Source organism: Nitratidesulfovibrio liaohensis, from assembly GCF_011682075.1.
GTDB lineage: Bacteria > Desulfobacterota > Desulfovibrionia > Desulfovibrionales > Desulfovibrionaceae > Cupidesulfovibrio > Cupidesulfovibrio liaohensis.
The window spans coordinates 1-10,691 of sequence record NZ_VSMK01000006.1 but is presented as its reverse complement, the minus strand read 5'-3'; the positions used below and the strand labels follow the sequence as shown (position 1 = coordinate 10,691).

Genomic DNA, 10,691 nt, shown 5'->3' with positions numbered 1-10,691 from the left:
CGCATTGCGGGTACGCGGCACCCAGCACCACGCCCACGGGCACCCTGCGCTTGCGCCGGGGGCATCCGGGGGCGGATCCGGGGCGCATCGGCTTCCGTGGCACGGGCATGTGCCGCCGCGGGGGCGTGCGGTACCCTCCATCCTTTCCATACCCGGAACGTCATCCAATGATAAGTGTTTATTCCGTCAGCCTTGGCTGCCCCAAGAACCGCGTGGACACCGAACGCCTGCTGGGCGCGCTGGGCGCTCCCGTGCGCCCCGTGGCCGACATGGCCGAGGCCGACGTGGTGCTCGTGAATACCTGCGGGTTCATCCTGCCCGCCGTGGAAGAATCGGTGCGCACCGTGGTGGAGGCCGTGGACGAGATTTCCGGGCTGGCCCGGCGGCCCCTGCTGGCCGTGGCCGGGTGCCTGGTGGGCCGCTATGGCGAGCGCGACCTGGCCGCCGAACTGCCGGAAGTGGACCTGTGGCTGCCCAACCAGTCCATGGAAACATGGCCGGACCTGCTGGCACGCGCCGCGGGGGCCAGAGTGGCCGGAGTCGGCGGGATCGCTCCCGGCTATGCGGGGGGCACGCGGCTTCTGTCCACCGGGCCGTCGTACGCCTGGCTGAAGATCAGCGACGGATGCCGCCACAACTGTTCCTTCTGCACCATCCCTTCCATTCGCGGGGCGCACCGCTCGACCCCGGCGGCGGAACTGGAACGCGAGGCGCGGCAGTTGCTGGACATGGGCGTACGGGAACTGATTCTGGTCGCGCAGGACGTCACCGCCTGGGGCGAGGATCTGGAAAGCGCCAGCGGCAAGGGCGACCTGCGCCCCCTGCTGGACCGGCTGCTGCCCCTGCCGGGGCTGGACCGGCTGCGCCTGATGTACCTGTACCCCGCCGGGCTCAACGACGACCTGCTGGCGTATCTTGCGACGGCGGGCGCGCCCTTCGTGCCCTATTTCGACGTGCCCTTGCAGCACGCCCACCCCGACGTGCTGGGCCGCATGGGGCGCCCGTTCGCCCGCAACCCCCGCGTGGTGGTGGACCGCATCCGCAAACACTTTCCGGACGCGGCCCTGCGCACCTCCATCATCGTCGGCTTTCCCGGCGAGACGGAGGAACACTACGCCGCGCTCACCGACTTCGTGGCGGAGACGCGCTTTCACCACCTTGGCGTGTTCGCCTACCGGGCGGAGGAAGGCACCCCCGCCGCCGCCATGCCCGGGCAGGTGGACGACAAGGTGAAGGAGTGGCGGCGCGATGCGCTGATGGAAGTACAGGCCGAAATCAGCGAGGAGATCATGGAATCCTACGTGGGCCAGCGGCTGCCCGTGCTGGTGGACGCCCCCCACGACGAATGGCCCGGCCTGCACACGGGCCGCACCTGGTTCCAGGCCCCGGAGATAGACGGGGTTACCTACGTGAGCGGGGCCGGTGTGGTCCCCGGCGCGCTGGTGGAGGCGGACATCGTGGAGGCCCGGACCTACGATCTGGTGGCCCTGGCCGAGCCGGAGGAGTAGGGGCGGGTACAGGGGCGAACAGGCCGGACGGGGAAGTCCGCAACGGAAAGGCCGCCCGCCCCATACCGCGCCCCCCGTCACCCCTGTCTGGCCTGTCTGGCCTGACTGGCCTGACTGGCCTGACTGGCGGGGCTGGCCTGACTGGCGGGGCTGGCCTGGCTGGCCTGGCTGGCCTGGCTGGTCCGACGGACCCGGCCAATCCGTCCGGCCGCGGCTGGCCCTTACGGAGATTCACCATCCGCCGCGCCCCGCGCGGTTGTCATTCCCAGGGCATTCTGCTATGCAGACCAATCCCGCTCTTTGGGCGGGAAAATTTGCGTCGGTTGGAGGAAACGTATGACAGCAACCCCCGAAAACATGGAAAACGCCGCTCTTGAAATGGATCTGAGTTTCGAGAGCGCCCTCGAGAATTACCTCAGCTCCGATTTCGGCGACCTCGAAGAAGGGTCGATCATCAAGGGCGAGGTGGTGCGCGTGGATGAGGACAGCGTCCTCGTCGACGTGAACTTCAAGTCCGAAGGGCAGATTTCCGCTTCCGAGTTCAGGGACAGCACCGGCAAGGTCAACATCGCCGTGGGCGACAAGGTGGACGTCTTCGTCGTTCGCAAGAACGAGATGGAAGGCACCATCACCCTGTCCTTCGAGAAGGCCAAGCGCATGCAGCTCTTCGACAAGCTCGAAGAGATTCAGGAAAACAACGGGGTCATCACCGGCCGCATCGTGCGCCGCATCAAGGGTGGCTACACCGTCGATCTCGGCGGCGTCGAAGCCTTCCTGCCCGGTTCGCACGTGGACCTGCGCCCCGTCCCCGACATGGACGCGCTGGTCAACCAGGAATACGAATTCCGTGTTCTCAAGATCAACCGTCGGCGCAGCAACGTCATCGTTTCCCGCCGCGTCCTGCTTGAAGAGGAACGCGATTCCAAGCGTCAGGATCTGCTGCGCACTCTCGAAGAGAACCAGATCGTCACCGGCAAGGCCAAGAACATCACCGAATACGGCGTGTTCGTGGACCTTGGCGGGCTGGACGGCCTGCTGCACATCACCGACATGTCCTGGAAGCGCATCCGTCACCCGAAGGAACTGGTCACCCTTGGCCAGGAACTGCAGCTGAAGGTGCTCTCCTTCGACCGCGACAACCAGAAGGTGTCGCTGGGCATGAAGCAGCTGGTGGCCGACCCCTGGCAGGACATCACCGCCAAGTACCCCGAAGGCGCCAAGCTTCAGGGCCGCGTGACCAACCTGGTGGACTACGGCGCGTTCGTCGAGCTGGAGCCCGGCGTGGAAGGCCTGGTCCACATTTCCGAAATGTCGTGGACCCGCAAGCTGCGTCATCCGTCGCAGATGGTGCGCGTGGGCGACGAAGTGGAAGTGGTCATCCTCGGCGTCGATCAGGACAAGAAGCGCATCTCCCTCGGCATGAAGCAGGTCAAGCCGAACCCGTGGGAAGTTGTGGCCGAAAAGTACCCCGAAGGCACCGTCCTTGAAGGCGTGATCAAGAACATCACCGAATTCGGCATGTTCATCGGCATCGAGGACGGCATCGACGGCCTGATCCACGTGTCCGACATCAGCTGGACCAAGAAGATCCGCCATCCCAACGAAGTGTTCAAGACCGGTGACGTGGTGCAGGCCAAGGTGCTGACCGTCGATCAGGAGAACGAAAAGTTCACCCTCGGCATCAAGCAGCTGACCGAAGACCCGTGGACCCACGTGCCTTCCCGTTACCCGGTGGGCGCGCTGATCGAAGGCACGGTGACCAACATCACCGACTTCGGCCTGTTCGTTGAAGTGGAAGAAGGCATCGAAGGCCTGGTCCACGTCTCCGAAATCAGCCAGAAGAAGATCAAGTCGCCCTCCGAGATGTTCAAGGAAGGCGTGGTCATCCAGGCCAAGGTCATCCACGTCTCCGCCGAAGAACGTCGCCTCGGGCTGTCCATCAAGCAGCTCAAGGACGAGGAAGAACGTCGCAAGCCCAAGGAATTCCGCGCCGGTCCCGCCGATACGGGCGGCCAGAACCTTGGTGACCTGCTGAAGCAGAAGCTGGAAGAGGATGCTTCCGACAGCTAGACCCTCCTTCAGCCAGCGGCATCCGTTCATCTTCGGATTCCTGCTCATTCTGGCGGCCGTTGCCCTCTTCATGGGGGCTTCGGTCGCCTTGCGCCATTTGACCGGCGTCACGGGCCCGTTCGCGGGCCCGCGCGTCGGGGTGGTGCGGGTTGAAGGCATGATCGCCGACATCTCCAAGACCACCGCGTGGATGGACACCCTGCGCGACGATCCTTCGGTGCGCGGCGTGCTGCTGCGGGTGGATTCGCCCGGTGGCGGCGTTGCCGCCTCGCAGGAACTGCTGGACGCCGTGCGCCGCATGGCCCAGGTGAAGCCGGTGGTGGTATCCATGGGCACCGTGGCCGCGTCCGGCGGATACTACATCTCGCTGGGGGCCACGCGCGTCATCGCCAACCCCGCCACGCTCACCGGATCCATCGGCGTGAAGATGGAACTGCCCAACGTGCAGGGCCTGATGGACAAGCTGGGCCTGGCCCGGCAGACGCTGGTTTCCGGCGACATGAAGGACGCGGGTTCGCCGTTCCGGGCCATGACCCCGCAGGAGCGCGAGTACCTGCAATCGCTGGTCATGGACATGTACGACCAGTTCGTGACCGAGGTGGCCAATTCGCGCAACCTGCCGGTGGAAAAGGTGCGCGCCGTGGCTGACGGCCGGGCGCTGACCGGACGGCAGGCACACGAATTGGGGCTGGTGGACGCCCTGGGCGGCATGGACGTGGCCATGACCGATTTGCAACAGTTGTGCGGCATTACCGAGCGACCCGTGCTGGTGGAACAGCCCAAGCCTTCGTCGTGGCTGCGCGACGCGCTGGAATCGGTGCTGGACCTGCAACCGGCGTCGCGGGTGGTTACGCCCGGCTTCCTCTATGTCTACTGAGTGACGGTCGGCGCCACTCCGTACATGCAGCCCCTGCCGCCCACGCCGCAGGGGCTTCTGTTTTGTGGCTGCCATCAACAACGATTTGGAGCAAGGGAGGGGCCATGGATTCAGGAACCGGGGAACCCTCCATGATCGCCCAAGACGTTGCATACCACCAGCCCTTCACTTTCGGGGTGGCTCCCGCGTGCACAGCCCGGCAGGTGCGGCTGGCCCGCTGCCTGCGGCTGGAGGCGGCCTGCTTCGCCGCGTGGCCCGCACAAGAGGAGGAACGGCGGGGCAATCTGCTGCTGCGTGCGGCTGGCGGCTATTCCATGCGCATCAACAGCGGCGTGCCTTTGTTGCCAGCGGGCACGGGCGTTGCGTGGAACGAAGGGCACGTGCGCCATGCCGAGGCATGGTACGCCGCGCGCGGGCTGCCCCCGCAATTCCGGCTGCCGGAGCCGCTGGAAGGCGGGGACGCAAACGGCATGGCCGGTCTCGATCCCCTGCTGACAGCCATGGGCTACACCGCCGCCGACCCCACGCTGGTCCAGGAACTGGACCTGACGTGCTGGGCCGAGGCCCCGGAAACTGTCCCGCATGCCGTCGCGCCCGATTCCGGCGCCACCGCCTCCGTGCCCCGCCGCTACGCCATGGTGGTTCACCCCGCATGGTTGGCGGCGGAAGGCGCATTGCGTGGCCGCACCGGCACCGCCACGGAAAATCCGGTCCTGCGCGCTCTGCTGGCTACCCTGGGTTCCACAGGGCAGACCTGGCTGCTGCACGCGGGCGGACTACCTGCCGCATGCGGCCTTGGGGTCCGCACGGGCGACGATTACGGCATCTTCGCCGTGGTTGCCCGCCCCGACCTGCGGCGGCAGGGACACGGACGCGCGCTGGTCACCGCCATGCTCGCGGCAGCGCAGCGGGATGGCGCACGCACCGCCTGGCTGCAGGTGGGGCAGGGCAATGCGCCCGCCCGTGCGCTCTACGAAGGGCTGGGCTTTGCAACCAGCTACGGATACTGGTACCGCGTGCGACGGTGATGGCTTTGCAACTGTGTGCGGGGGAGCGGTCACATACGCGGCTGTTTGGTTGCAAATGGTTCCGTTCGACTTCGCTTGGCCCTGACCGGCTTCATTCGGCCCCATCCCCGCCCCCCCGTGCCCCAACCAGTCCCACCCGGCCTCACCCGGCCTCACCCGGCCTCACCCGGCCTCACCTTGACCCGCCTTCCCCCACGTCCACGCCCCCCTTTCCCCGGCACCGCGCCGTCTACGCGCATGGCGCGCTGTGTTTGTTCATGCTAGCGTTGCATCAGGATTCATCCATCTTGCATGATCCGGGCGCATCATTCGCCCCGTACACGTTTCAAGGAGCACGCCATGACCCGACCGGTTCGCGCCAGCGGCATCCTGCTGCACATCACCTCGCTGCCCTCGGCCTTCGGCATCGGCGACCTGGGCCCGGCAGCGCACACCTTCGCGCGGCTGCTGGCCGGGGCCGGGCAGACGGTGTGGCAGTTCCTGCCGCTTGCGCCCACCTCCACGTTCATCGGCAACTCGCCCTACTCCAGCCCCTCGGCCTTCGCGGGAAATACCCTGCTCATCAGCCCCGAACGGCTTGCCGAAGAAGGCTTTGTCTCGTGGGCAGACGTGGACGCCGGGGTAGAGCAGTTCCGCGAGGCGTCGCATGGATCGGGTGGCCCACACGGTTCCGGCAATCCGGTCCGGTTCGAGGCCGTGGAGGCGCACCGCCGCGTCCTGCTGCGCGCCGCGTGGGAACGCAACCGCCACCAGTTGGCCACGGATACCGCCTACCTGCGCTTCTGCCGGGGCAACGCCCACTGGCTGGACGACTACGCCCGGTTCACCGTGCTGAAGGAACGCTTCGGCGGGGCAGCCTGGACCGCCTGGGACGAGCCCTTCGCCCGCCGCCACCCGGACGCCCTGACCCTGCTGGATGCGCAGGAAGCCGCCGCGCTGGACCACGTGCGCTTCTGCCAATACCTGTTCTTTCGCCAGTGGTACGACCTGCGGGCCGCCTGCACCGACCTTGGCGTGCGCCTGGTGGGCGATGTGCCCATCTACGTCACCCACGACAGCGCCGACGTGTGGGCCAACCCCGGCTATTTCCGGCTGGACGCGGATTTTGCCCCCACCCACGTGGCCGGGGTGCCGCCGGACTATTTCAGTGCCACGGGCCAGCGCTGGGGGAATCCGGTGTATGACTGGGACGCCCTGCGGCGCGACGGCTTTGCGTGGTGGGTGCGCCGCGTGGCGCACAACCTGCGCATGGCCGACATCGTGCGGCTGGACCACTTCCGGGGCTTCGCGGGGTACTGGGAAATTCCGGCGGCGGAAGAAACGGCCATCAATGGCCGCTGGGTGGATGCGCCGGGCATGGAACTGTTCGATACGCTGGCCCGGCGGTTCACGGCGTTGCCGCTCATTGCCGAGGACCTGGGCGTGATCACCGCCGACGTGCGCGAACTGAAGGCGGCCTTCGGCCTGCCGGGCATGAAGGTGTTGCAGTTCGGCTTTGGCGGCGACCCCGCCGACAATCCCGATGTCCCCTTCCGGCACGACGTGCGCAGCGTGGTCTACACCGGCACCCACGACAACGCGCCCACACGGGCTTGGTTCGAAGCGGCCCCGGCGCACGAGCGGGCGCGGCTGGAGGAATACGTGGGGCACGCCATTGCCCCGCACGAAGCCCCGGGCGTGCTGCTGCGCCTGGCCATGGGCAGCGTGGCGGAACTGGCCGTGGCCCCGGTGCAGGACGTGCTGGGCCTGGGGACGGAGGCGCGCATGAACACGCCGTCCGTGGCGGCGGGCAACTGGGCCTGGCGCATGACGCCGGAACAGATGGACGCGGGCCTGTACGCGGAGTTGGCGCGGCTGACGAGGTTGTTCGGGAGGTAGTGCGGCAGGCCGCATCCATGCGCACATCACAATTTCCGTGCCACCGCATGCCCCCGCACCAGTTGCGAACCGTGCCGCAAACCTGATACATGCCACACCGCGAGGAATCGTTCGGGCGGCATGCGCCGACCGGGAAGATTCCCGCACCGGCCGCCGCTTTTTCCGAAAGCCGACGGCCCTCGCCCACACCTTCCGGCGGCCACCCAGGCCGTCGCCGCGCGGCGTCCGCCGCGCCTCTGCCAAGGAGCACACCACCTATGTGCGGCATCATCGGATACGCCGGTCATCGTCCCGCCGTTCCCCTCATCATAGAAGGCCTGCGCCGCCTCGAATACCGGGGCTACGACTCGGCGGGGGTCGCCTTTGTCCAGAACCGCGAACTCATCACCGTGCGCGCCGAGGGTAAGCTTTCCGCCCTTGACGAAAAGCTGGCGTCCTGCCCCAACACCGTGGCCACCACGGGCATGGGGCACACCCGCTGGGCAACCCACGGCATCCCCGTGGAACGCAACGCCCACCCGCACAAGGCCAACGACGGCGGCCTCGCCATCGTGCACAACGGCATCATCGAGAACTACGCGGAACTGAAGGCCGACCTTGCCGCCAAGGGCTACGTCTTCCATTCCGAAACCGACACCGAAGTGCTGGCCAACCTCATTTCCGAGGGCCGCAAGCACAACGCCACCATGCTAGACGCCTTTGCCTGGGCGCTGCGCCAGGCCCACGGGGCGTACGCCGTGGCCCTGACCACGCCCGAAGAGCCGGAAGTGCTCTACGCCGCGCGCCTGTCCGCCCCGCTGATCCTGGGCGTGGGCACGGGCGAGAACTTCGTGGCCTCCGACATCCCCGCCTTCCTGCCCTACACCCGCGACGTGGTGTTCCTGGAAGACGGCGAACTGGTGCGCATCGACGCCAATTCGTGGAAGGTCATGCGCATTGCCGACCTTTCGCCCGTGGAAAAGGTCGTCAACCACATCCAGTGGGACATGCAGGCGGCCCAGAAGGGCGGCTACAAGCACTTCATGCTCAAGGAAATCTTCGAGCAGCCCAAGGTCATCACCGACTGCTTGGCGGGCCGCGTGGACTGGAACCGCATGGAAGTGACCCTGCCGGAACTGGCCGCGCTGCCGGTGCCCAAGCGGTTGCACATCGTGGCCTGCGGCACCTCGTACCATGCGGGCATGTGGGGCAAGCACCTGCTGGAAAGCTGGGCCCGCGTGCCGGTGAACGTGGAAATCGCCTCTGAATTCCGCTACCGCGACATCATTCTGGACCCGGCGGACATGGTGCTGGTCATCAGCCAGTCGGGCGAAACGGCGGACACCCTTGCCGCCCTGCGCATAGCGCGGGAGCACGGGGTGAAGGTGGCGGGCCTGTGCAACGTGGTGGGTTCGTCCATCGCGCGCGAGGCGGACGCGGTCATCTACACCCAGGCCGGGCCGGAAATCAGCGTGGCCTCCACAAAGGCCATGTGCAGCCAGATGGTGCTGCTGACCCTGATGGCCCTGCACTGGGGCCGCAACACCGGCGCCCTTTCCGAAACCGTACGCGCCAACGTGCTGCAAACCCTCAGGAAGCTGCCCGGCCAGCTGGAAACAGTGCTGCCCGCCATGCGCGACGAGGCGCAGGTACTGGCCCGCACCTACTCCAAGGCCAAGAGCTTCTTCTACCTTGGGCGCGGCCACTGCTTCCCGCTGGCGCTGGAAGGCGCCCTGAAGCTGAAGGAAATCTCGTACATCCATGCGGAAGGCTACGCCTCCGGCGAGATGAAGCACGGCCCCATCGCGCTCATCGACCCGGACTTCCCCACCTTTGCACTGGCGCTCAACGACGAACTGTTCCCCAAGGTGAAGTCCAACATAGAAGAAGTGCAGGCCCGGCGCGGCAAGATCATTGCCCTGACCAACCCCGGCGTGGAGCTGAAGGTGGACCACCCCTGGTCCATCCCCGACGCCTGGGGGCCCATGGCCGCATTCCTGGTGCTGCCCGCCCTGCAACTGTTCAGCTACGAGGCCGCAGACTACCTGGGCAAGGACGTGGACCAGCCGCGCAACCTCGCCAAGAGCGTGACGGTGGAATAGCCTCGCCCGCTGCCCGCGCACGAAACGCCGCGTCCCCGCTCCATGCCCATGAAGCGGGGACGCATGCATTTTGGACACATGCCACGCGTTCACGCGCTGCTGGCCGGGGCATCCGGCACGGTGCCATGCACCTCGCGGGCAATGTCCAGCCATGCCCGCGCCGCGTGCGACAGGTACCCCCCGCGCCGCCAGACCAGCGCCATGCGCCACTGCATGTCCGGCTCGTCCAGCAGGACCCGTTCCGCCGTGGTGTGGTGGTCGGCCACCATCAACCGGGGCAGCAGCGCAACCCCCATGCCCGCCTCCACCAGTCCCACGATGAAGTCCATCTGGCCGCTGCGCGCGGCCACCCTGGGACGAAAGCCGTTGCGCTCGCACCCGTCCAGCACGATCTGGTTCAACTGGAACGCCTCGTCGAACAGGATGAACGGCTCGGCCGCCATGTCGCGCAAGCGCAGGGCCTTCCGCGCCGCCAGGGCATGCCCCGGCGGCAGCAGCACCATCAGCGGCTCCGCCCGCACGTGCTGCCACTCGAATTCCCCGGATATGGGCGCCAACGACGCGGCAAGGTCCACCTCGCCCGCGTGCAGCAATTCGCCCAGCCGCCTGCTGCCGTCCTCCACCAGGGCCACGTCCACGCCGGGATAGCGGCTGCGGAACAGCGCGAACACCGGCGCGAACAGCACCCGACTGCCGAACAGCGGCACCCCCACCCGCAGGGCGCCACGCCGCAGCCCGCGCAATTCGTCCAGTTCGCCCACGATGTCTTCCGCCGTGGCCAGGATGCCCCGCGCTCTGCGAAACACCACCTCGCCCGCCTCCGTAAGCTGGCACCGACCGCCCATGCGGTCCAGCAGCACCACGCCCAGTTCGTCCTCCAACTGGCGCACAGCCTTGCTCACGTTGGACTGGGTGGTGAACAGCACCTTGGCCGCCGCGGAAAATCCTCCCTGGCGCACCACCTCGACAAGGGCATGCAACATTCTGAATTCCATCTTCTATTCCTAACAGAGATAAGTACGATGCTGTCAATTCATTTCACGAACACCGCAGGCGGGCATACGTAGGGACATGCGCGATGACGCGCCAAGGAGACGTTTCATGTCCGTCCGCAAACTGTCGTTGTCCCTGCGCCTTGCCGCCCGCCGCAGCCGCCTGATCCAGGGCGGTTTCATCGCCGCCCTGTGGCTGGCGGGCGAGACCCTGGTGCGGCTGGCGCGCCTGCCCGTGCCGGGCGGGGTGGTGGGCC

The 10,691-nt window shown here is 67.0% G+C and carries 7 protein-coding genes; 6 read left to right on the top strand and 1 reads right to left on the bottom strand.

Features of this window, described 5'->3' with window-relative positions; genetic code table 11:
• Window positions 1-167: 167 nt before the first annotated feature.
• The 6 genes from rimO (at window position 168) to glmS (ending at window position 9,442) form a co-directional block, all read left to right on the top strand.
• Window positions 168-1,508, top strand: coding sequence for a 30S ribosomal protein S12 methylthiotransferase RimO (gene rimO / locus FVW27_RS00330; RefSeq protein WP_167121781.1), 1,341 nt, complete (start codon window positions 168-170; stop codon window positions 1,506-1,508).
• A 336-nt stretch (window positions 1,509-1,844) separates the two neighbouring features.
• Window positions 1,845-3,578 carry a 30S ribosomal protein S1 gene (locus tag FVW27_RS00325; RefSeq protein WP_167121780.1) on the top strand — a complete coding sequence of 578 codons (1,734 nt, stop codon included), beginning with the start codon at window positions 1,845-1,847 and terminating at the stop codon, window positions 3,576-3,578.
• Entirely contained in the window at window positions 3,562-4,455 is an 894-nt protein-coding gene (sppA, locus tag FVW27_RS00320) for a signal peptide peptidase SppA (RefSeq protein WP_167121779.1), read from the top strand. Before FVW27_RS00325 ends, sppA begins: the two co-directional genes overlap by 17 nt.
• A gap of 131 nt (window positions 4,456-4,586) precedes the next feature.
• The gene (locus FVW27_RS00315; RefSeq protein ID WP_243838118.1) at window positions 4,587-5,483 is read left to right on the top strand and encodes a GNAT family N-acetyltransferase; all 897 of its coding nucleotides are present in this window, start codon (window positions 4,587-4,589) and stop codon (window positions 5,481-5,483) included.
• Between the two features lie 291 nt (window positions 5,484-5,774).
• Entirely contained in the window at window positions 5,775-7,361 is a 1,587-nt protein-coding gene (malQ, locus tag FVW27_RS00310; protein WP_167121777.1) for a 4-alpha-glucanotransferase, read from the top strand.
• 257 nt (window positions 7,362-7,618) lie between these two features.
• Window positions 7,619-9,442 (top strand): glutamine--fructose-6-phosphate transaminase (isomerizing), encoded by a 1,824-nt coding sequence (gene glmS / locus FVW27_RS00305; RefSeq protein ID WP_167121776.1) that lies wholly within the window; start codon window positions 7,619-7,621, stop codon window positions 9,440-9,442.
• 89 nt (window positions 9,443-9,531) lie between these two features.
• Here glmS and FVW27_RS00300 read toward each other — a convergent pair whose 3' ends face one another.
• Window positions 9,532-10,437 (bottom strand): LysR family transcriptional regulator, encoded by a 906-nt coding sequence (locus tag FVW27_RS00300; protein ID WP_167121775.1) that lies wholly within the window; start codon window positions 10,435-10,437, stop codon window positions 9,532-9,534.
• Between the last annotated feature and the right edge of the window lie 254 nt (window positions 10,438-10,691).

Coding starts and splice junctions, on each gene's coding strand:
- FVW27_RS00315 (WP_243838118.1), top strand. CDS start 4,587: ATGATCGCCCAAGACGTTGCATACCACCAGCCCTTCACTTTCGGGGTG.
- malQ (WP_167121777.1), top strand. CDS start 5,775: ATGATCCGGGCGCATCATTCGCCCCGTACACGTTTCAAGGAGCACGCC.
- glmS (WP_167121776.1), top strand. CDS start 7,619: ATGTGCGGCATCATCGGATACGCCGGTCATCGTCCCGCCGTTCCCCTC.
- FVW27_RS00325 (WP_167121780.1), top strand. CDS start 1,845: ATGACAGCAACCCCCGAAAACATGGAAAACGCCGCTCTTGAAATGGAT.
- sppA (WP_167121779.1), top strand. CDS start 3,562: ATGCTTCCGACAGCTAGACCCTCCTTCAGCCAGCGGCATCCGTTCATC.
- FVW27_RS00300 (WP_167121775.1), bottom strand. CDS start 10,437: ATGGAATTCAGAATGTTGCATGCCCTTGTCGAGGTGGTGCGCCAGGGA.
- rimO (WP_167121781.1), top strand. CDS start 168: ATGATAAGTGTTTATTCCGTCAGCCTTGGCTGCCCCAAGAACCGCGTG.